Here is a 20,734-nt window from a genome sequence, read left to right as displayed (position 1 = left end):
CGACGGCATGACGGGCCCGGAAGGCGAGCGTCGTCGGTTCACCGATCCGCACTGACGCGGGTCGGAGAGGAGCAGTCCCCATGGAAACCATCGGAACGATCCTGCTGTCGGAGATCGCGGGCACCGCGATGCTGACACTGATGGGCGGCGGTGTCGTCGCCAACGCCATTCTGGGCAAGACCAAGGGCAACGGCGGCGGATGGCTGATGATCAACTTCGGCTGGGGCCTCGCGGTCTTCGCCGGCGTCTGGGTCGCCTTCAAGACCGGAGCCCACATCAACCCCGCCGTCACCGTCGGCCTCCTCTTCAGCGAGGCCACCGAGTACGCACCGGGCATCCCGATGAACGTCGGCACCACGCTGGCCTACTTCGTCGCTCAGATGATCGGTGCCTTCCTCGGCGCTGTGCTTGCCTGGCTCGTCTACAAGAACCATTACGACCAGGAGACGGACGCCGGCACCATCCTGGGCACCTTCTCCACCGGCCCGGAGATCCGCTCCAAGGGCTGGAACCTGGTCACCGAGATCATCGCGACCTTCGTGCTGGTCTTCGTGATCATCATGTTCGGCAATACCCCGAACGAGCTCGGACCGCTCTCGGTCGCGCTGCTGGTGCTCGCCATCGGCGCTTCCCTCGGTGGGCCCACCGGTTACGCCATCAACCCGGCCCGAGACCTCGGACCGCGCCTCGCCCATGCGATCCTGCCGATCAAGAACAAGGGTGGCTCCGACTGGGGATACTCGTGGGTACCGATCGCCGGTCCCCTGATCGGCGGCATCCTCGCGGGCATCGCCTCGATCCTCTACTTCTGATCGAGCACGCCTCTCGGCAGCGCCGAGCGCTGCGGCACCACCTCTCATCCCTGACGAAGGAGTTCTGATGAACGACGAGACCATGTACATCATGTCGATCGACCAGGGCACGACCTCGACCCGTGCGATCATCTTCGATCACGGCGGGCAGATCGTCGCCTCCGGCCAGAAGGAGCACGAGCAGATCTTCCCGAAGTCGGGCTGGGTCGAGCACGATCCGAAGGAGATCTGGAAGAACACCCGCGACGTCGTCGGCCAGGCGCTCGTGAATGCGGAGATCAACCGCCACCAGTTGGCGGCCGTCGGCATCACCAACCAGCGTGAGACCGCCGTGGTGTGGGACAAGAACAATGGCGAGCCCGTGTACAACGCGATCGTCTGGCAGGACACCCGCACCCAGAAGATCTGCAACGAGCTCGCCGGCGACGAGGGTGCCGACAAGTACAAGGAGCGCGTGGGGCTGCCGTTGGCGACCTACTTCTCCGGCCCCAAGGTGAAGTGGATCCTCGACAACGTCGACGGCGCCCGCGAGAAGGCCGAGGCCGGTGACCTGCTGTTCGGCAACACCGACTCCTGGCTGCTGTGGAACCTGACCGGCGGCCAGAGCGGCGGCATCCACGTCACCGACGTCACCAACGCCTCGCGCACGATGCTCATGAACATCGACACCCTCGACTGGAACGAGGACATCGCCAAGGACATGGGCATCCCGCTGTCCATGCTCCCGGAGATCCGCTCCTCCTCGGAGGTGTACGGCACGGGCCGCAAGAACGACCTCCTCATCGATACGCCGATCGCCGGCATTCTCGGCGACCAGCAGGCCGCCACCTTCGGCCAGGCCTGCTTCGAGGTGGGCCAGGCCAAGAACACCTACGGCACCGGCAACTTCATGCTGATCAACACCGGCGAGGACCTGGTGCGCAGCGAGAACGGGCTGCTCACCACCGTCGCGTACAAGATCGGCGACAACAAGGCGATCTACGCGCTGGAGGGCTCGATCGCCGTGACCGGCTCGCTCGTGCAGTGGGTGCGCGACAACCTCGGCCTGATCAAGGAAGCCCCCGAGATCGAGGACCTCGCCAAGAAGGTCGACAACAACGGTGGTCTGTTCATCGTCCCGGCCTTCTCCGGTCTTTTCGCCCCGCACTGGCGCTCCGACGCCCGCGGCGCCATGGTGGGCATGACCCGCTTCCACAACAAGAACCACATCGCGCGGGCCGCACTGGAGGCCACGGCCTTCCAGACCCGCGAGGTGCTGGATGCGATGGTGGCCGACGCCGACAGCGAGGGCGTGGAGCTCTCCGAGCTCAAGGTCGACGGCGGCATGGTCATGAACGAGACCCTCATGCAGTTCCAGGCCGACATCCTCGGGGTGCCCGTCGTGCGACCGAAGGTCATCGAGACCACCGCGCTCGGCGCCGCCTACGCCGCCGGCATCGCCGTCGGGTTCTGGGACGGTGAGCAGGACGTCATCGACAACTGGGCCGAGGACAAGCGCTGGGAGCCCGCGATGGACGACGAGACCCGCGACCGCTACCTGCGCCTGTGGAAGAAGGCCGTAGAGCGCACCCTCGACTGGGTCGACGACGACACCGAGGCGCTGTACAGCTGATCGACGTGCTGCGAGGAACGAGCGGTAGGAGATCGGCGATTCAGCGCAGCTGATCGACGAACTGCGAGGGACGAGCGGTAGGAGATCGGCGATTCAGCGCAGCTGATCGACGTGCTGCGAGGGACGAGCGGTAGGAGATCGGCGATTCAGCTCAGCTGATCGATGAACTCTGCCGCCTGCAGTATCGAGAATGTGCGCTGGGCTTCCCTTCGGGGAAGTCCGGCGCGCATTCGTGTGCGCCGGGTGACCGCGCTCGGACCTGCGCGCCGCATGTCACCGTCTGGCAACGACTGCAGTGATCGGCGTCTCGGAGGCGTATCCTCGGCGGCACCTTGAGTTTCCAGACGCCCGTTCGGCGTCTCGTCACCATCTGTTGATTCCCTGCCCCTTCCCGCCAAGGTGCCCGTGTGGCCATCCGCCCGAGCCCCCGACCTCCGCCTGCTGATAGCGCCCCGAGCCCAGCCCGACCCTGACGACCACCTCCCCACCCCCTGAGATCGGAGTCCCCTCATGGATCTCGTCTTCAAGATGATCGCCCTCGGCGCGTATTTCGCCGTCATGATCGGCATCGGTATGTATGCCTTCCGCAAGACGTCAGGGGGTGAGGACTACATGCTCGGCGGGCGCCAGCTGCACCCGTTCGTCGCCGCACTCTCCGCCGGAGCGTCGGACATGTCCGGCTGGCTGCTGATGGGCCTGCCCGGGGCGCTGTACATGAACGGACTGGTCGAGGCGTGGATCGCCGTCGGCCTCACCATCGGCGCCGGGCTGAACTGGTTCTTCGTCGCGCCGCGCCTGCGCCAGTACACGCAGATCGCCGGCAACTCGATCACCGTGCCGAGCTTCTTCGGCAACCGCCTCCACGACCGCACCAACATCCTGCGGATCGCCGCAGGTCTGATCATTCTGGTGTTCTTCACCTTCTACGTGTCCTCCGGCATGGTCGCCGGTGGAGTGTTCTTCCAGTCGATGTTCGGCGGCCCCTACGTCACCGGGATGCTGATCGTCGGCGGTATCACCATCCTCTACACGCTCTTCGGCGGGTTCCTCGGCGCCAGCTACACCGACGTCGTCCAGGGCATGATCATGCTGATCTCGCTCATCCTCGTGCCGGTCACCGCGATGTTCGTCGTGGGCGGACCGGTCGCGATGTTCGATTCCGTGCGGGAGGTCAACGCCGACTTCGGTTCCATGACCGCCGGTGGCACCTTCATCGGTGTCATCTCCGCGCTCGCGTGGGGGCTGGGCTACTTCGGCCAGCCGCACATCATCGTCCGCTTCATGGCCCTGCGTTCCTCACGAGATGCCAAGTACGGCCTCGTCGTGGGCATGAGCTGGATGATCATCTGCGTGATCGGTGCCGTGTTCACCGCCCTCGCGGGCCTGGCGTACTTCCAGCAGAACTCCGACGCCATCCTCTCCGACTCCACCAACGGCGAGTCGGTGTTCCTGGACCTCTCCCAGCTGCTGTTCCACCCGATTATCGCCGGTGTGCTGCTGGCCGCAGTGCTCGCCGCGATCATGTCCACGATCTCCTCGCAGCTGATCGTCAGCAGCTCCGCCCTGGTCGAAGACCTCATCGGCGGCGTCGGGATCAAGCTCAGCGACAAGGCCTCCCTCTGGGGCGGCCGCATCGGCGTTCTGGTCGTGTCGGTGATCGCCCTGATCCTCGCACTGAACCCGGAGAGCTCCGTGCTCGGCCTGGTGGCATTTGCCTGGGCGGGCTTCGGTTCCGCCTTCGGCCCGATCGTGCTGCTCTCGCTGTTCTGGCGCCGCCTGACCGCAGCCGGCGCCGGTGCCGGCATGGTCGCGGGCGCGGCGGTCGCGTTCGTGTGGGGCCAGTTCACCCCCGACGTCTCCTTGGGTCTGTTCGGTGAACAGCACCTCTACGAGATCATTCCGGGCTTCCTGGTCTGCCTGGTCCTGGCTGTGGCGGTCAGTCTCGTGACCCCGCAGCCGCCCGCCGTGGCGATGCGCGAGTTCGACGACATGGTGGAGTCGTTCGCGAGTGGGGACGTCCCCACCCACGGCGCGCACGCCGAGCCTGCTGCCGGTTCGGGATCGGGAACCTCCGCCTGATCGGACGCGGGCCGGGGCGACCCCGGCCCGCGCGCCGGCGCTTCGCCCCCGCGCATCGGGGCCTCGCTCCCGGGTGCCGACACAGTTGATCGACGAAAACTTCCACACACGGGAAGTTTTCGTCGATCAACTGCTGTGTGGGCAGTGGGCAGTGGGCAGTGGGCAGTGGGCAGTGAGTGGCAGCGGGTACTGGGCAGTGGGCCGCTGCGGCGGGGTCAGGCGCCGAAGAGTCGCTCCGTCGCGGAGCCCTGAGCACCGGGCTGGACGGCGAAGACGGAACCTGCCTGCAGGTCCTCGTCGACGGGGAGGTTCTCCCGGCTGGTGGTGATGAACAGCGTCGCGCGATCCTCGCCGCCGAAGGTGCAGGCCGTGACCTTGCGGGCCCCCACGGAGACCTTCGCGCTGACCGCGCCGCGCTCATCGAGGCCGAGCACCTGACCGCCACCGTTCATGGCCACCCAGACGTGGCCCTCGGCGTCGAGCGTGAGCCCGTCCGGGTGGCCGTTCTGGTCGGTGAGGTCCGCGAACGTCCGACGGTTCGACAGCCCGATGTCGTCGGACCAGTCGAACTGGTCGACCCGGCCGGTGGGGGTGTCGACGTAGAAGGCCAGAGTGCCGTCCTCGGAGAAGGCGAGGCCGTTGGAGATCGTCAGGCCGGTCAGCATCTGCGTGGTGGCGCCGTCGGGCCGCAGGCGCCACATGGCTGCGGCCCCTGGGCTCTGGTCGTAGGCCATCGAGCCGCACAGGAAGGACCCGTCGGGGGCGATGGCGCCCTCGTTCATGCGCACGTCCTCGTCCCACAGCGGCGGCAGCGGGGTGATGGAGCCGTCGGCGTCCTCGAAGGCGAAGCCCTTCTCGATCGCGAGCACGGCTCCGCCGCTCGCGGCCGGGCGTACGCAGGCCACCACCGGGCTCGGGGTGGCGATGCGGTGCACGGTGCCGGTGGTGTCCAGGTGCAGGATGTCGCCCTCGAGCATGTCCACCCAGCGCAGGCCGCCCCAGGTATCGGACCAGTGCGGTCCCTCGGCGTGGTGGCAGATCGAATCGGTGATGCGGTCGGCGTACATGGGGGCTCCAATCGCGCGATGCTGCAGTGGACCCCACCGTACGGGGTCTGGGCAGTGCCTCGGCCCAGGGGCCAGGGCGGTGCACGGCTCAGGGCCACGGGCGGGGACCGGAGTCGGCGGTCTCGTGCGGGGAGTCGCGAGCGTCCCGCTCAGCTGCGCGGAAGCACCCCGAGGGCCTGGGCGACGGGGACGGCGCTCGCGGCGGCCCAGGCCTGGGGGCGACAGGACGCCGGGTAGGGCAGGGGAGGGTCGACCTCGTCCCGGCCCTGGCCGCTGAACAGCTCGGGCAGGCGCTGGTCGAACCCGTCGGCCGCGCGCAGCAGCCCTCGCGCGATGACCTGCGCTTCGGCGTCGAAACCGGCGCGGAGCATGCCGCGCAGGATGTACCCGGTGTCGTGGGTCCAGACGCTGCCGCCGTGGTAGCGCAGCGGGCCGTACCCGGTATGGGTGGTGGACAGCGTCCGTATCCCGTACCCGGAGAACATGCTGGGGTGCAGCAGCCGGTCCACGACGAGACGCTCCTGCGCGGCATCGAGGATCCCGGTGCCCAGCAGGTGCCCCATGTTGGAAGCGACCCCGGTGACCGGGCGCTTTCCCCCGTCCAGCGCGAGCGCCACGTAGCGGCCCAGGTCATCCTCGCACCAGAACGCGTCCTGGAAGCGGTCGCGCAGGATGCGGGCCCAGGCACGCAGACGCTCGGGAAGGCCACCGGGGAGATCCGGGCGTCGATCGCTCGCGGCCACGACGGCCCCATCGATCTCCTCGAGCAGGTCGGCGGCGTGCAGTGCGGCAGCGTAGGCGTAACCCTGCACCTCGGCGAGGGCGATCGTCCCTTCGGCCAGGGAACCGTCCGCGAAGCGGATCGAGTCGCCGGAGTCCTTCCATCCCTGATTGGCCAGGCCGCGCCCGGATTCGTCGAGATATTCGAGGAGGCCGTCTCCGTCGGCGTCGGCGTACTCGAGCAGCCATCGGGCGGCGCCCTCGAGAGCCGGGCGCAGCTCGGCGAGCAGCTCGTCGTCCATACCGACGGCTCGCGCGTCGTGCAGCAGCTCGATCCACAGAGGCGTGGCGTCGATCGTGCCGTAGTAGACGGGTGGCAGCGATGTCGCGCCGAGACTCATTCCCTGGGCGCGCACCTCGTGCAGGATCTTCCCCGGCTGCTGGGCGGTCTCGACATCGACGTCGGTGCCCTGGCGGCGGGCCAGCGTGCGCAGGGTCCCCTCGGCGATCGTGGAGTCCACCGGCAGCGCCAGCGAGGCGGCGAGGAGGGAGTCGCGACCGAACAGGGTGAAGAACCAGGGTGCGCCGGCGGCGAAGAAGGTTTGGGTGGGGTCTCCGGGGATCTGCAGGCGCAGGGCGTCCAGGTCCGAGAGGGAGCGGCGCAGCAGCAGCTCGACGGCGCGGGACTCGGGGGAGGTTGGTGGACTCCCGGGGGACACCGGTGCGCTCTCGCCCGAGGAGGGCTGCGGCTGCGCCGGAGACGGGGCCGACGCGGGGGTCGGCGTGGCTCGGTGGGAGGCGCCCGCCCACATCTCGCTCGGCGCCGCGAAAGGGACCGCAGGGTCGTGCAGGTCGAGTCGCCAGGTCGCGACCGCCTCGCCCCCGGCTGGTGCCTCCAGCTCGACGGTCCAGGTCACGACGGCGCCGTCGGTGGTGAGGTGTGAGCTGCCGTCGGAGACGTCGAGCCGCGCGGACCCGCCCTCCGTCCCGACCGGCCACTGCGCGACGGTGCCGTCGATGCCGGCGGTCGGACGCGCTGTCCCGAGAGCGCGCAGCAGCTCGGGGTCCTTGACGGCGGACATCGATGCGCAGTCGGTGACCAGCCCGCAGCGGAGCGTGAGGCGGCGGGGTCGGTCGTCGTGCGAGACCAGGCGCAGGCGCTCGCGGATGCTGGCGTCGTCCGCAGTGCGCGTGCGCTCGAGGACCGCGATCAAGTCCCCGCCGGCCTCCGGCGCGGAGACGACATCGCGGAAGACGACCTCCCGGGCGGAGTGCACCTGCGTGCCCAGCGGCGAGAGCTCCGCCCCGTCGGCCTCGCAGTGCAGGTCCGAGAGAATGCGGGAGTCCCCGATGTAGATGCCGTGCGCCCCGACGCCTCGCATGCTCCCCTCGGCCGTCGACCACGCCTGGACCGGGGCGCTGAACACTCCGACGAGGTCGTGGACGAAGGGCTGATGGAGCTGCAGGGCGCGCTCGGGCGTCACTGCCTCACCCCTCGCGCTGCATCGCCGCGAGGGCATGGTTGATGTCGCGCGTCGCCGGGTAGAGCTCCCGGTACATCCGATACAGCTCCTCGTAGCGCTCACCGGCCGCAGGGTCCGGCTCGCACACGTGATCGATCTCGTTCCACCCTGTGGTGTCGAGGCCATGCGAGACCTGAGCGGCGAGCATCGAGGTCCCGTACGAGGCGCCGACTGTGCGACGCGGGATCTGCTGAGCCAGCCCGGTGACGTCCGAGACGATCTGCGGCCACAGCTCGTTCTGGGTGCCGCCGCCGACGGCGACCATCCGCTCGATGCGCACCCCGGCCTCACGCAGGGCCTCCACGTGGTGACGCACGCCGAACGCCGCAGCCTCCAGCGCTGCGCGGTAAAGGTCTCCGCGGGTGTGGGACAAGGTCAGCCCGGCGATCACCCCGCGGGCCGACGGGTCGTGCATCGGGGAGCGCTCGCCGGCGAAGTACGGGAGCATGAGCAGGCCGTTCGCGCCGACGCCGCTGGTCTCGGCCTCGTGGATCAGGGTCGAGAACTCGGCATCGCCGGTCAGGTCCCGCATCCATCCCGTGATCGCCCCGGAGCTCGCCATCCCGCCGGAGAGGGTGAACGTGCCCGGCGACGTGCCGGCGGTGACCCACAGGTTCCGGCTCGGGGCCGGCTCCTGCGTGATCGCGACCAGGAACGTCGTCGTGCCGTACATGAGCATGACGTCGCCGGGGGCGGTGGCGCCCACACTGATCGCCTCCGCCCACGCGTCGGTGCTGCCGGCGACCACGGGGGTGCCGGCGGCGATGCCGGTCAGCTCCTGCGCGGCAGCGGCCGACACGGTCCCGGCGATCTCGCCCGACCACGTCAGGGGAGGCAGGTCGAGACCCGGCGCTACCTGCTGGGACCAGGGACGATGCCAGTCCAAGGCTGCCGTGTCGTACAGCGGGGTGACCATACTGGCGCTCGCATGGTCCAGCACGTATCGGCCGGTCAGGCGGAACGCCAGATAGGAGGCGGGCATGAACAGCCGAGTTGCCCGGGCGAAGGCCTCGGGCTCGTGGTCCGCGACCCAGCGGATCTTCGGGCCGGCGGCCTGGGAGGAGAGCAGGCTCCCGCAGCGCGCGAAGATCTCGTCCTCGCCGAAGTGGGCGGTGAGGTCCTTGATCTGTTCTTCCGCGCGGGTGTCGACGCCGTAGAGGATCGCCGGGCGCACCGGTTCGCCGTCGTCGTCGGTCAGCAGCACGCACGGGCCCATTCCGGAGACGCCGATCGCCGACACTCGCACATCTGTGCCGCCGGTGAGCTCCGCGGTGAGGCCGACGAACTCCTCCCACCACACGCGGGCATCCATCTCGACATGGCCGGGCAGGGGGCGATCGACGGTGTGCTCGCGCGTCGCGCTGCTCAGGATCGTGCCATCCAGCGCCACGAGCACGCCCTTCGCGCTCGACGTGCCGATATCGATGCCGATCACCGCATCCGTGTAATCCGCCATCGACCTGCCCTTCCGTCGCCGACTCGACGTCTCGGCCCGCGCCGGATCCTCCCGGTGGGCGGATCCATCCTGCCATTGATGAGAGCTCGGCACCGGGCCCCTCGGGACATCGGGCTCAGCGGATTCTCCGGCCCCGACCAGGGACGGCGTTCGAGATCGGCCCGACGACGGTTGCGCGACCTCCCACCGCGCTCTATAGGATCGTCGCGCCGGAGGCGATCTGTCCCGCGGCACATCCGTGCCCCGACACCGCGGTCGACGACGGGACGACGACGAAAGGGGTGCACGTGCTCGAATCGCATATGGATCCACAGCTGCTGCACCGCGCGGCCTCCGCGTACTACCTCGACAACCTGCGTCAGGCGGAGGTCGCCGAGAAGCTCGGCGTCTCCCGGCCCACCATCAGCAAGCTGCTCACCGAGGCCCGCCGCATCGGAATGGTGCGCTTCGAGATCCTCGATGTCTCCGGTCCCGACGTCACCGACCTGGAGCGGCGACTTCAGGACCTGCTGGGCATCGACGGCGTGCGCATCGCCCCGGGGGACCAGGTCCAGCGCGAGTTCCGCGGCATCGGCGACCTGCTGGGGGAGGAGCTGCGCCGTCTCGAACTGCGTCGAGGAGACGTCCTGCTGATCTCCTCCGGCAAGACCACGCATACCGTGAGTCGCATGCCCGGCATGCCGGAGCTGCGCGGGGTGATCGTCGCGCCCACCGTCGGCGGCCAGCGCGAGTCGGACCCCACGTTCCAGACCAACGAGACCGTGCGGAACCTCGCCGACAACACGGGTGCGGAGCCGCGCTTCATCTTCGCGCCGGCCCTGCCCAGCCCCAGTCTGTGGAGATCGCTGCAGGCAGATCCGAGTTTCATGGAGATCACCGACCTGTGGACCCGAGCCAAAGTGCTCGTCTCCGGCATCGGTGCCCCGTATGCGCGGCGTGAGGCCCTGACCTCGGTGGTGCCGCGCGATGACCCCTCGCTGCGCGACGCGACCGGCGACATCTGCCTGCACTTCTACGATGCCGACGGGAACACGCTGGTCTATCCCGGGTCCGATCGGCTGGTGCGCCCGTCGGTGGAGCTGCTGGGCACGATCCCCACCCGGATCGCTCTCGCCGCGAGTCGTGGCAAGGCGCCCTCGATCCGCGCCGGGGCGAAGGCGGGTCTGTTCACGACGCTGATCACGGACGTGCCCACGGCCGAAGCCGTCCTGGAGCAGTTCGGGCCCTCGAACTGACGCCGTCCGGTCCGGTCGACCTCCCGCTGCCGTCCGATCGTGCTGTGCCGTGCTGTGCCGTGCTGTGCCGTGCTGTGCCGCGCTGTGCCGCGCTGTGGTGTGCCGTGCCGTGCCGTGCTGTGGCGTGGCGTGGCGTGGCGTGGCGTGGCGTGGCGTGGCGTGCCGTGGCGTGCCGTGCCCTGCCCTGCCCTGCTTGCCGTGCCGGATCGCGGGTGGGACGTATCCACTGGCGCTATACGAGCAGGCGCGGGCCGCATGCGGTCAGGCTGTTCACCTGACGCCAGTGGATGCGAGGGGATCCCTGAGGGGAGGCGAGGGGGCTGGTGACGCCGGAGGCGCGGGGCCCTGGTGACGGGTCCTGCTGTCGTGACGGTGAGGCAGGCCAGGCAGCAGGCGGTGCCGTGCACATCGGTGCCCTGCACATCCGACGGGCACATTTGTGCTTGACGAATGTGCACGCTCTGTCTACGCTGACGGTGAACGGGGCCACGCCGCCCAGACGGACTGAGATGTCAGCCGGCACGAGGTCAATGCCCGGAATGCTGTGCCCTGAACGTATCGAAGGAGATGTGTCGAGATGACCGAGACCCCGAAGACCATGCAGGCCGTGGTCATGCATGCACCGGAGGACTACCGCCTCGAGGACAAGGACGTGCCCGCTCCGGCTGCCGACGAGCTGCTGATCAAGGTCGAGGCCGTCGGCGTCTGCGCGAGCGACCTGAAGGCCTACGCCGGCGCCGCCAAGTTCTGGGGCGACGAGAACCGCGAGCGCTGGGTCGAGCCCGGCATCACCCCCGGCCACGAGATCACCGGCGAGATCGTCTCCGGCTCCGCCGAGGCCTTCTCCCACCACGGCGTCGAGGTCGGCGACCGCATCGTCGTCGAGCAGATCGTCCCGTGCGAGGAGTGCATGTACTGCAAGCGCGGCTGGTACTGGATGTGCGGACCGCATGACATGTTCGGCTTCAAGCATTACCACGGCGGCATGGCCGAGTACATGATCGTCCCGTCGCTCGCCCGAGCCCACAAGATCTCCAAGGAGATCCCGCCGCACCACGCCGCGTTCGCCGAGCCGCTGAGCTGCTCGCTGCACGCCGTCGAGCGCGCCCAGCTCACCTTCGACGACGTCGTCGTGGTCGCCGGTGCGGGTCCGATCGGCCTCGGGGCCATCATCGGTGCCCGGCACAAGAACCCCAAGATGGTCATCGCCCTCGACTTCGACGAGCACAAGCTCGAGCTCGCCAGGAAGTGCGGCGCCGACCTCACCCTGAACCCCTCGAAGGTCGACGTCTACGAGGAGATCCGCGCGCTGACCGGCGGCTACGGGGCCGACGTGTACATCGAGTGCACCGGCCACCCCAGCGCCGTCGGGCAGGGCCTGAACCTGCTGCGCAAGCTGGGCCGCTACGTCGAGTACTCGGTGTTCAAGGAGAACGTGTCGGTCGACTGGTCGATCATCTCCGATGACAAGGAGCTCGACGTGCTCGGTGCTCACCTCGGCCCGCACTGCTGGCCGGCCGCCATCAAGATCATCGAGTCCGGCGTGCTGCCCCTCGAGGAGATCTGCACCCACCAGTTCGGGCTGAAGGACGTCCAGAAGGCCCTGGACACCGTCGCCGATTCCGCCGGCGCCTCGATCAAGGTCTCGATCCTGCCCGGAACCTGAGTCGATCCGGCAGATGCCGCGGTCGGACCGTCCCGCCCGACGATCCGCCCGCGGCGTCCTCGCCACCTCGCACCGCCTGTCACCACCCGCCGCCTCTCGACCCTCCAGGGCGCTCACCGATGAGCGCACATCCTCGCCATCCCCGCAGGCCGCCGACGAGGGCGCGCCGCAGGCCGCAGCGCTGGATCCCGCCGATGTCCCGTACGGTCCACACCTACCTCGTGTCATCGGGGATCGGGGATCGGGGATCGGGGATCGGGCATCGACGTCGATGCCCGAACAGGGCCCGCACGCTTCCCGCTCAGCTCTCTTCCCGCACAGCTCTCTCCCCGCACAGCTCTCTGCCGAACCGCCGTCGACGTCGACCGCGAACGGCATCGACGCCCTCGAGCAGCATCTGCCCGGGGCACCCCACAGGAAGGCTCGCCATGAGCACCGCAACCGCCGCGGCCCACGAGACCGGACGCCGCCCGGCACGACAGAAGAAGCGCACGGGCCGCTGGGTCGCAGTCGCCCTGGCCCTGATCGCGCTGCTGGTGGTGGTCCTCGGCACGAAGGTCGTCCCCGACGGTCAGCAGGAGGAGGTCGCCGGCCCCGCAGCCTTCGACAAGACCACCTTCGGCGCCGAGCAGTTCCCGACCGTCCAGGAGCAGGTCACCGAGCGTGCCGTCCCGGCCCCGGACCTGGCCGCGGCTCTGGCGGCGGACCCGGAAGCGGCCGCCGCCGAGCACGGCGTCGAGGCCGCCGGCAACACCGTCTACAGCACCACCTTCACCGGCGTGGTCCAGGAGGGCCAGGGCGGTATCTACGACGTGGCCATCGAGGGCATGCCGGAGACCGTCACCGTGCGCATCCAGACCGGCCCGGCCATCAACGGCACCGAGCTGCGCGACGCGACCGGAAGCTTCGACTTCGGGCAGTTCACCAATCAGATCGAGTTCCAGGATGCCGGCGCCGCGCTGAACGAGGAGATGAAGAAGCAGGTTCTCGACCCGGTGGACCCGGCCACGCTGAGCGGCAAGACGGTCACCGTGACCGGTGCTTTCACCGCGATCAACCCCGAGGGATGGCTCGTCACCCCGGTCTCCTTGGAGGTCCAGTGAATACCGCGGCCGACGTGACCACCGCCGAGGGCGCCGGGTCGGAAGGCGGCGTCGTCCTGCAGGCGCGGGACATCGTCAAGACCTACGGCGGCACGCGCGCGCTGAAGGGCGTGAACTTCGAGATCCACCGCGGCGAGGTGACCACCCTGTTCGGGGAGAACGGCGCCGGCAAATCGACGCTGATGAAGATCCTCTCCGGGGTCGAACAGCCGACCTCCGGGCAGATCGCCCTGGATGGCGAGCCCGTCACCTTCGCGACCACCACCGACGCCCGCGACCACGGCATCGCGATCATCCACCAGGAACTGAGCCTCGCTCCGAACCTCTCGGTGCGCGACAATATCTTCCTCGGCCGCGAGATCACACGGTCCGGGGGAGTCGACTTCGCCGAGGAGTCCCGGCAGACCGCCGCCCTTCTGGAAGATATGCGGCTGGACGTGGACCCCTCCACTCCGGTGGGTGACCTGCGCGTGGGCCAGCAGCAGATCGTCGAGATCGCGAGAGCGCTGTCGATCGATGCCCGCATCCTGATCATGGACGAGCCGACGTCGGCCCTGGCGGCCCGCGAGGTCGAGATCCTCTTCGGGATCATCGAGGACCTCACCTCCCGCGGCGTCTCCCTGGTCTACATCTCCCACCATCTCGAGGAGGCACTGCAGGTCACCGACCACGCCGTGGTGCTGCGCGATGGCAGCATGACGGCCCGCGGGGCGCGCGAGGACATCGACCTCGAGTGGATCGTGCGCCACATGGTGGGGGAGAACTTCGACCTCGGCTCCCCGCCGCAGGGCTACGCGTTCGGACAGAGCGTCCTGCAGATCCAGGACCTCACGGTGCGTGATCCGGAGAATGCCGAACGCGCGGTCGTCGACCAGCTCTCGCTCGAGGTGCGCGAGGGCGAGATCGTCTGCGTGTACGGGCTCATGGGGGCCGGTCGCACCGAGCTGCTCGAGGCCGTCGCCGGTCGCGGGGAGATCGCGGGCGGGCGGATCCTCTACCAAGGGGGCACGCTCGACGGGGAGTCGATCCGGGAGCGGATCGCGATGGGCATCGGTCTGGTCCCCGAGGACCGTCAGCGCGACGGCCTGGTGCCGACCATGTCCGTCGGCCAGAACCTCACCCTGGCCAGCATCAAGCAATTCCTCCGTCGCGGCTTCACCTCCCGGCGCGCAGAGAACGCCCTGGCCACGAGTCTGATCACGGACGTCACGGTGAAGGCACCCGGCCCCGGAGTCGGTATCGGCTCCCTCTCCGGCGGCAACCAGCAGAAGGTCGTCATCGGCAAGGTGCTCGCCACCCGGCCCGGGGTGATGCTCCTGGACGAACCCAGTCGCGGCATCGACATCGGGGCGAAGGCGGAGGTCTTCGGACTGCTCGCCCAGCGCGCCCGCGAGGGGCTCGCCGTCGTCTACTCCACCTCGGAGATCGAGGAGTGCTTCAGCATCGCGCACCGCATCGTCGTCCTGCATCGCGGCCGCATCTCCGCCGAGTTCGGCCCCGACGCGGCGAAGGCCGACGTCATGGCCGCCTCCGGCGAAGTCGTCACCTCTTGACCCTGCCCCAAGGAACGGAACGCACCATGACCTCCACCGCCGCAGGCGACGCCCCGAGGAAGCTCGACCTCTCGAAGCTCCTCATCGAGAGCCGAGCATTCCTCGCCCTCGCGCTGATCATCGTCATCTTCTCGCTGCTGTCCCCGAACTTCCTCACGATCGACAATCTCCTGATCATGTCGTCCCACGTGGCGATCTTCGCCCTGTTGTCGCTGGGGCAGCTGCTCGTGGTGCTCACCGGCGGGATCGACCTGTCCGTCGGCTCGATCCTCGGCTTCACCGCGGTGATCGCCGGTTTCCTGCTGCGCGGGGTGCCGCTGAGCATGTTCGGCGTGACGCTCTACCCGAGCGTGCCCGCGGCGGTGCTCATCGCGGTCGTCCTGGGCGGAGCGCTCGGGCTGATCAACGGGGTGCTGGTCGCGAGATTCAAGGTCGCGCCGTTCGTCGCCACGCTCGGCATGCTCTACGTGGTGCGCGGATTCGCGCTGCTGATGACCAACGGCCGCACGATCAACGACCTCTCCGGCGACGAGGCGCTGGGCAACACCGGCTTCGAATGGCTCGGCTTCAACCGGATCCTCGGCATCCCCGCCGGCGTGCTCATCATGGCCGTCATCGCCCTGGTCCTCGCCGTGGTCCTGGGGCGCACCACCTTCGGCCGCTGGCTGTACGCGACCGGCGGCAACGAGCGAGCCTCGCAGCTGTCCGGAGTGCCCGTGCGGTCGGTGACGATCTGGGTGTACGTGATCTCCGGCCTGTGCTCGGCGGTGGCCGGGATCATCCTCGCCTCCACGCTGACCAGCGCCAGCCCGACAGCCGGCAACACCTATGAGTTGACCGCGATCGCCGGCGTCGTCATCGGCGGCGCGGCACTCTCCGGTGGCCGTGGCACCGTGCGCGGCACCCTGCTGGGCGCCTTCGTCATCGGATTCCTCTCCGATGGGCTGGTGCTGATCGGCGTCTCCGCCTACTGGCAGACGGTCTTCGTCGGTGCCGTGATCGTCGTCGCGGTGCTGCTGAATACCTTGCAGTACGGCCGCCCCCGCAAGGCGCCGAAGGCGACGGCCGCAGCGCCCGCCGACGGCGGTGGACCGGCCGGTGGTGACGGTCCGGCCGATGGCGCTGAACCGGCCGGCGCCACGACCCCGCCGGGCCCCTCCGCCCCCGATCCCCGCGCCCCTGACTGATCCGTCCCACCTCACCGCACAGATCCACCTCGCTCAGCGCACCTCGTGCACGAGCTCCGATGCCTCCCGTTCGGGACGCATCCTCCCGAAAGGAACACATCATGGAACGCAGGCATTTCCTCTCCGCGCTCGGCATCGGTGCCGCAGCGGCCGGTCTCGCAGCGTGCTCCGGCGGCTCCGACGACTCCGGCGGCTCCGATGCTGGTGGAGGCTCGTCCGACGCGGGTGGCGGCGGAGGCGGCGTCGACGGCGGGCTGATCACGATCATCGTCAACGACCCCTCGAATCCCTACTGGAAGACGGAAGGCGACGTCGCCGCGGCGAAGGCCGAAGAGCTCGGCTACACGACCACCATCGGCGCCCACAAGGGTGATACCAACACCGAGAACACCCTGGTCGACACCGCGATCTCGAACCAGTCCGTCGCGCTGATCATGGACCCCGCCAATGCCGATGGCTCGATCGGCACCATCAAGAAGGCCATCCAGGCGGAGATCCCCGTCTTCCTCATCAACGCGGAGATCAACGAGTCCGGCGTCGTCATGGCGCAGCTGGTCTCGAACAACGCCCAGGGAGCCGCGCTCGGTGCCCAGGAGTGGGTCACGCGCATGGGCGAGGAGGGCACGTACGTGGAGTTGTTCGGGCTGCCCTCGGACAACAATGCCCAGACCCGGTCCAACGGCTTCACCACCACGATCAGCCAGTACCCCGACCTGGAGAAGGTGGGGGAGGAGGTCGCGGACTGGAACCGCACCAAGGGCCACGACAAGGCGCAGTCGCTGCTGCAGGCGCACCCGGACATCACCGGTCTGATCTCGGGCAACGACGAGATGGCACTCGGCGCGATCGCCGCCTTCCAGGAGGCGGGGGCGCTGGAGGGCATCGTCGTGGGCGGTTTCGACGGCTCGCCGGACGCCATCGAGGCGATCAAGAACGGCGAGCTCGCCTACACGGTCCTGCAGCCCGTGGCGCAGTTCGCCGAACTGGTCATCGAGCTGGCCGACGACTACCTGCGCAACGGCACGGAGCCGGAGGAGGAGAAGCAGGCACTGGACTGCATCCTCATCACCGAGGAGAACATCGACAAGATGACGGCGCCCTTCACGTACACCGAGTGAGGCTGCGCTTTGCGTCTCGCCTCTCGCGTCCCGAGCTCCGCGCCCGGCAGCGAGAGGCAGGGGGTCAGGGGTGCTCAGCGGCCGGGGCCGACGATCGCATCGATCGTCGGCCCCGGCGTCGTCGGTATCCGCGAGCTACGGAGGTTGCCGACGCCGCTCGGGCGGCTCGGGCGACTCGTGCCGCGTGAGGTCGCCGAAGGTCGACGGCCGACGCGATGGTGGTCGGGCCGGTCCGGGCTGGCACATTTGTGCTTGACGAATGTTCCGAGTTCGGCCTATGGTCGGTCCCGACCCCGAGTCGGTACCGTTGCGTCCGGGTCGCGAACGACGGTCGGGACATCGGCCGCGCCCACACGAAGGAGTGTCCTGTATGAGCTCGGCGACGCAAGCGGCCGGTCAGGTCGGAAGGTCGGATGAACCGGAGACGTTCCTGGACCGTCTCGGCATCCCGCACGTCCTGCGATGGGGATTCCTCGGAGTCCTCGTCTTCATGACGGGCAACGGCGTGGAGACCAACTTCGTCTCCCCGCACATGGCCAACGTGTTCGGCGGCGGCGATGACAAGATCAACCTCGCCGCCACGATCATCACGTTCTACTCCCTGGCCTCGTTGATCGGCTCGTACTTGGCCGGGGCGCTCTCGGACCTGTGGGGCCCGCGGCGCGTGATGCTGCTGGGCGTGCTCGTCTGGGTGGTCTTCCAGATCGCCTTCGTGGGCGCACTGGCCAGCGAGTCAGTGCCCCTCGTGTTCGTCACCTACTTCATGCGCGGCTTCGGCTTCCCGCTGTTCGCCTTCGCGTTCCTGGTGTGGATCAACGCAGTATCCCCGAAGAAGCGCGCCGGTTCGGCCGTGGGCTGGTTCTACGTGATGTTCACCGGCGGCCTGCCCACGCTCGGCTCGCTCGTCGCGGTCGGCCTGATCCCGCTGTTCGGCGGCGGCTTCACCGGCGAGCGCGGAACCATGATCGCCTCCACGGTGATCGTGATCGCCGGCTTCCTCCTGGCCTGGTTCGGAGTCCGTGAGAAGCACGGCAGCATGCGCCTCGCCCCCGCCGGCGAGAGCGCCGGTCAGGTCATCTTCTCCGGCGTGCGGCTGTCGCTGACCAACCACAAGGTCATGCTGGGCTTCCTCACCCGCCTGATCAACACCGCCCCGCAGTTCGGCATGTTCATCATCCTGCCCACCGTGATCGCGGAGACTCTCGGCTGGGGCCAGTCCCGCTGGCTGGTGATGACCTCCGTGGTCTTCGGCGGAAACATCCTGTTCAACGCCGCCTTCGGGGCGCTGGGCGACAAGGTCGGCTGGGTGCGCACCGTGCGCTGGTTCGGCATCGCCGGTTCCGCGATCGGCCTGCTGGCCTGGTGGTACGTGCCGAACTGGGTGCCGGCCGGATCAGACTGGGGCTTCGTGGTCTCGGTCGCCGCGGGCACCATCTTCGGCATCCTGCTGGCCGGCTTCGTGCCCCTGGGCGCCATCATGCCGGCCCTGGCCCCGAAGCACACCGGCGCGGCGATGGCGATGTACACCACCGCAGCCGGCGGCGCGACCTTCCTGGGCTCCGCCGTGGTCGCTGTGGTCCGTCCCTTCGGCGGCAACGTTGGTGTGGTCTGGGCCTTCGTGGCGCTGTACGTGCTGGCCTTCGCCATGACGTTCTTCCTGGGCGTCGAGCAGCCCGGCATCACCGACAAGAACGGCAAGGCCCTCAAGAAGAGCTCGGCGTCGTCCGAGTCCGCCTCCGCCGTCGCCTGACCGCCCACCACCCACCGAGCTGATCCGGAGAGAGCACGATGACCTACCTGTTCGATGACCCCATGACCTTCCCCGCCGATGCCGTGGAGGGCCTGGTGGCCGCACACCCCGAGGAGCTCGTGCGGGTGCACGGCGGCGTGGTGCGCGCGAACGCCACCCCGCAGGGCCAGCCGGCGCTCGTGGTCGGCGGCGGATCCGGCCACTACCCGGCCTTCGCCGGCTGGGTGGGCCCCGGCTTCGCCCATGGCGCGCCCTGCGGGAACATCTTCTCCTCGCCGTCGGCGGACCAGGTGTATTCGGTCGCCCGCAACGCCGAGAACGGCGGCGGAGTGATCCTCGGCTTCGGCAATTACGCCGGCGACGTCCTCCACTTCGGAGTCGCCGCGGAGACGCTGCGCGCCGAGGGCGTCGACGTGCGCATCATCGCCGTCAGCGACGACATCGCCTCCGGGGCCAAGGGGAACCACCGGGACCGCCGCGGCATCGCCGGCGACCTCGTGGTCTTCAAGGTCGCGGGCGCCGCCATCCACGCCGGCGCCGACCTCGAGACCGCCGAGCGCCTGGCCTGGAAGGCCAACGACGCCACCCGCTCCCTCGGCGTCGCCTTCGACGGCTGCACGCTCCCCGGGGCCGACGACGCGCTGTTCCATGTCCCCGACGGGAAGATGGCCATCGGCCTGGGCATCCACGGCGAGCCCGGCATCGACGAGACCCCGTTGCCGTCGGCCGCAGAACTGGCGAAGGTCCTGGTCGACGGGGTCCTGAAGGAGACTCCCGAGCTCGACTCGCAGCGTGTCGCCGTGGTCCTGAACGGACTGGGCACCGTGAAGTACGAGGAGATGTTCGTGGTGTGGAAGCACGTCGCCACGCTCCTCGGTGACGCCGGGCTCACGATCGTGCGACCCGAGGTCGGCGAGCACGTGACCAGCCTGGACATGGCCGGACTCTCGCTGACGGTGATGCGCCTGGACGAGGAGCTCGAGCAGCACTGGCTGGCCCCGGCCGATACTCCTGCATTCCGCCGCGGTGGAACCGTCGAGGGTGATCTCGGTGAGGAGCGGGGCGAGCTGTTCGCCCCCGGCGAGGACCCGATCCCGGACGCCTCGCAGGAATCTCGCGGCAGTGCGGAGCGCATCACCGAGATACTCGGGGCGATCGAGTCGCTGCTCGTGGAGCTCGAGCCCGAGCTGGGCCGGATGGACGCGATCGCCGGCGACGGCGACCACGGTCAGGGCATGGCGCTGGGCTCCCGCGCAGCGCACGCGGCCGCCACGCGCGCCCTCGAGGGCGGAGCCGGCGCCCGCACCGTGCTCGTGCAGGCAGGAGCTGCGTGGTCCGCTGAAGCCGGCGGCACCTCCGGCGCTCTGTGGGGCGCGGCGCTCACCAGCGTCGGCAGCGCCTTCGTCGATGACCAGGCCGTGACCGACGAGCAGATCCTCGCCGCGCTGGTCCAGGCGGTCGAGGCCGTCGAGCGCCTGGGCGGGGCGACGCCGGGCGACAAGACCATGGTCGATGCGGCGGTCCCGTTCCGCGAGGCACTCAGCGCCGCGACCGGCTCGACCGGTTCGGCCGCTGAGGTCGTCGTCGCGGGCGCGCAGAAGGCCACCACGGGCGCCGAGGCCACGGCGGACCTCGTCGCCAGCAAGGGTCGCGCCCGCACCCATGGCGACAAGTCCAAGGGGACGCCCGACCCGGGCGCCGTCTCCTTCTCCAGGATCGTCACCCTCCTCGGCGAGCAGCTGTCCGCCTGAGCGACCTCGACCGGTCGGCGCACCCAATTCTCAGGAACAGTTCCTGACCTGGCTGCGTTGAACCGCAGTGAGACCTCTCGGGGCGATTCCTCTCGCCCCGAT

At 69.2% G+C, this 20,734-nt stretch carries 14 protein-coding genes; 11 read left to right on the top strand and 3 right to left on the bottom strand.

From position 1 onward, the window contains the following. The first annotated feature begins 89 nt into the window (after positions 1 to 89). The 3 genes from INT51_RS02765 (at position 90) to putP (ending at position 4,503) form a co-directional block, all read left to right on the top strand. Positions 90 to 812: an MIP/aquaporin family protein gene (locus tag INT51_RS02765; protein ID WP_193103848.1), complete on the top strand. Its 723-nt coding sequence runs from the start codon at positions 90 to 92 to the stop codon at positions 810 to 812. 67 nt (positions 813 to 879) lie between these two features. After that, positions 880 to 2,424 carry a glycerol kinase GlpK gene (gene glpK / locus INT51_RS02760; protein WP_193103676.1) on the top strand — a complete coding sequence of 515 codons (1,545 nt, stop codon included), beginning with the start codon at positions 880 to 882 and terminating at the stop codon, positions 2,422 to 2,424. A 510-nt stretch (positions 2,425 to 2,934) separates the two neighbouring features. Continuing rightward, the gene (gene putP, locus INT51_RS02755) at positions 2,935 to 4,503 is read left to right on the top strand and encodes a sodium/proline symporter PutP (protein ID WP_193103675.1); all 1,569 of its coding nucleotides are present in this window, start codon (positions 2,935 to 2,937) and stop codon (positions 4,501 to 4,503) included. Between the two features lie 215 nt (positions 4,504 to 4,718). On the opposite strand, the gene INT51_RS02750 is transcribed toward putP, so the two are convergent. From INT51_RS02750 to INT51_RS02740, 3 genes are all read right to left on the bottom strand, one after another. Next, positions 4,719 to 5,570: an SMP-30/gluconolactonase/LRE family protein gene (locus INT51_RS02750; RefSeq protein WP_193103674.1), complete on the bottom strand. Its 852-nt coding sequence runs from the start codon at positions 5,568 to 5,570 to the stop codon at positions 4,719 to 4,721. A 149-nt stretch (positions 5,571 to 5,719) separates the two neighbouring features. Continuing rightward, entirely contained in the window at positions 5,720 to 7,774 is a 2,055-nt protein-coding gene (locus tag INT51_RS02745) for a glycogen debranching N-terminal domain-containing protein (protein WP_304502059.1), read from the bottom strand. A 4-nt stretch (positions 7,775 to 7,778) separates the two neighbouring features. Further along, positions 7,779 to 9,269 (bottom strand): FGGY-family carbohydrate kinase, encoded by a 1,491-nt coding sequence (locus tag INT51_RS02740; RefSeq protein WP_193103672.1) that lies wholly within the window; start codon positions 9,267 to 9,269, stop codon positions 7,779 to 7,781. Between the two features lie 287 nt (positions 9,270 to 9,556). Between INT51_RS02740 and INT51_RS02735 the strand changes: the two genes are divergently transcribed. From INT51_RS02735 to INT51_RS02700, 8 genes are all read left to right on the top strand, one after another. Further along, complete coding sequence (locus INT51_RS02735; protein WP_193103671.1) at positions 9,557 to 10,504, top strand: sugar-binding transcriptional regulator; 948 nt, start codon at positions 9,557 to 9,559, stop codon at positions 10,502 to 10,504. A gap of 577 nt (positions 10,505 to 11,081) precedes the next feature. After that, complete coding sequence (locus INT51_RS02730) at positions 11,082 to 12,170, top strand: zinc-binding dehydrogenase (RefSeq protein ID WP_193103670.1); 1,089 nt, start codon at positions 11,082 to 11,084, stop codon at positions 12,168 to 12,170. 428 nt (positions 12,171 to 12,598) lie between these two features. Next, the gene (locus INT51_RS02725; RefSeq protein ID WP_193103669.1) at positions 12,599 to 13,273 is read left to right on the top strand and encodes a DUF2291 domain-containing protein; all 675 of its coding nucleotides are present in this window, start codon (positions 12,599 to 12,601) and stop codon (positions 13,271 to 13,273) included. After that, positions 13,270 to 14,826, top strand: coding sequence for a sugar ABC transporter ATP-binding protein (locus INT51_RS02720; RefSeq protein ID WP_304502058.1), 1,557 nt, complete (start codon positions 13,270 to 13,272; stop codon positions 14,824 to 14,826). The genes INT51_RS02725 and INT51_RS02720 overlap by 4 nt, the downstream gene beginning before the upstream one ends. Positions 14,827 to 14,852: 26 nt before the next feature. Further along, the gene (locus tag INT51_RS02715; RefSeq protein ID WP_193103667.1) at positions 14,853 to 16,013 is read left to right on the top strand and encodes an ABC transporter permease; all 1,161 of its coding nucleotides are present in this window, start codon (positions 14,853 to 14,855) and stop codon (positions 16,011 to 16,013) included. 101 nt (positions 16,014 to 16,114) lie between these two features. Continuing rightward, positions 16,115 to 17,131, top strand: coding sequence for a D-ribose ABC transporter substrate-binding protein (locus INT51_RS02710; RefSeq protein WP_193103666.1), 1,017 nt, complete (start codon positions 16,115 to 16,117; stop codon positions 17,129 to 17,131). Positions 17,132 to 17,501: 370 nt separating this feature from the next. After that, positions 17,502 to 18,881 carry an RbtT/DalT/CsbX family MFS transporter gene (locus INT51_RS02705; RefSeq protein ID WP_193103665.1) on the top strand — a complete coding sequence of 460 codons (1,380 nt, stop codon included), beginning with the start codon at positions 17,502 to 17,504 and terminating at the stop codon, positions 18,879 to 18,881. Positions 18,882 to 18,919: 38 nt separating this feature from the next. Continuing rightward, positions 18,920 to 20,632 (top strand): dihydroxyacetone kinase family protein, encoded by a 1,713-nt coding sequence (locus INT51_RS02700; protein ID WP_193103664.1) that lies wholly within the window; start codon positions 18,920 to 18,922, stop codon positions 20,630 to 20,632. Positions 20,633 to 20,734: the final 102 nt, after the last annotated feature.

This window comes from Brachybacterium sp. FME24 (genome assembly GCF_014897705.1).
Lineage (GTDB): Bacteria > Actinomycetota > Actinomycetes > Actinomycetales > Dermabacteraceae > Brachybacterium.
Note: the sequence above shows the minus strand (reverse complement) of the source record. Positions and strands in the feature narration are given on the sequence as shown.

Bases quoted from the DNA above. Each gene is read 5' to 3' on its own strand.
- glpK (WP_193103676.1), top strand. From the start codon at position 880: ATGAACGACGAGACCATGTACATCATGTCGATCGACCAGGGCACGACC.
- putP (WP_193103675.1), top strand. From the start codon at position 2,935: ATGGATCTCGTCTTCAAGATGATCGCCCTCGGCGCGTATTTCGCCGTC.
- INT51_RS02750 (WP_193103674.1), bottom strand. From the start codon at position 5,570: ATGTACGCCGACCGCATCACCGATTCGATCTGCCACCACGCCGAGGGA.
- INT51_RS02740 (WP_193103672.1), bottom strand. From the start codon at position 9,269: ATGGCGGATTACACGGATGCGGTGATCGGCATCGATATCGGCACGTCG.
- INT51_RS02730 (WP_193103670.1), top strand. From the start codon at position 11,082: ATGACCGAGACCCCGAAGACCATGCAGGCCGTGGTCATGCATGCACCG.
- INT51_RS02725 (WP_193103669.1), top strand. From the start codon at position 12,599: ATGAGCACCGCAACCGCCGCGGCCCACGAGACCGGACGCCGCCCGGCA.
- INT51_RS02715 (WP_193103667.1), top strand. From the start codon at position 14,853: ATGACCTCCACCGCCGCAGGCGACGCCCCGAGGAAGCTCGACCTCTCG.
- INT51_RS02710 (WP_193103666.1), top strand. From the start codon at position 16,115: ATGGAACGCAGGCATTTCCTCTCCGCGCTCGGCATCGGTGCCGCAGCG.
- INT51_RS02705 (WP_193103665.1), top strand. From the start codon at position 17,502: ATGAGCTCGGCGACGCAAGCGGCCGGTCAGGTCGGAAGGTCGGATGAA.
- INT51_RS02700 (WP_193103664.1), top strand. From the start codon at position 18,920: ATGACCTACCTGTTCGATGACCCCATGACCTTCCCCGCCGATGCCGTG.